The organism is Streptococcus sp. 10824 (assembly GCF_013276595.1).
In the GTDB taxonomy this organism is placed as follows: Bacteria; Bacillota; Bacilli; order Lactobacillales; family Streptococcaceae; genus Streptococcus; species Streptococcus pseudopneumoniae.
Genome location: NZ_VMLH01000175.1, coordinates 1 through 434, shown reverse-complemented (window position 1 = coordinate 434; position 434 = coordinate 1). Strand labels below are relative to the sequence as shown.

Below are 434 nucleotides of genomic sequence, written 5' to 3'. Positions count from 1 at the left end.
TTTCATTGAGTATAAATCAAGCGACTTTATTCAAAAAGTGCTATAATAGAATTAGAAAATCGGAGGAAATATTATGAAGCTTATCAATACGACAAACTCACACTCGCAACTTGTAAAAAATCAGCTAGAAAGTACCGATGCAACCCTTGTTGAGGTTTATTCTGCAGGGAATACAGATGTTATTTTTACCCAAGCGCCGCTTCACTATGAAATCCTCATCTCAAACAAACACCGTGCTATTCGTGAGCCTGAAATCGAAACCATTCAAGAATTTTTCTTGAAACGTAAAATTAATAAGGACTCTATTGATGAAGCCAATATCAAGACACTCTACTCAGAGAAATTAATTGGAATTTCAATCCCAATCCAGTGAGGAAATTGAGTAAAAACTCTACTTGAGCGAAAGTCCAATAAGTCTTCCCACAATAAAACGC

The 434-nt window shown here is 35.5% G+C and carries 1 protein-coding gene; it reads left to right on the top strand.

Annotation, left to right across the window (positions count from 1 at the left end):
* The first annotated feature begins 73 nt into the window (after positions 1-73).
* Positions 74-373, top strand: a complete 300-nt coding sequence (locus tag HT701_RS11175) for a DUF1827 family protein (RefSeq protein WP_000767185.1) — start codon at positions 74-76, stop codon at positions 371-373.
* Positions 374-434: the final 61 nt, after the last annotated feature.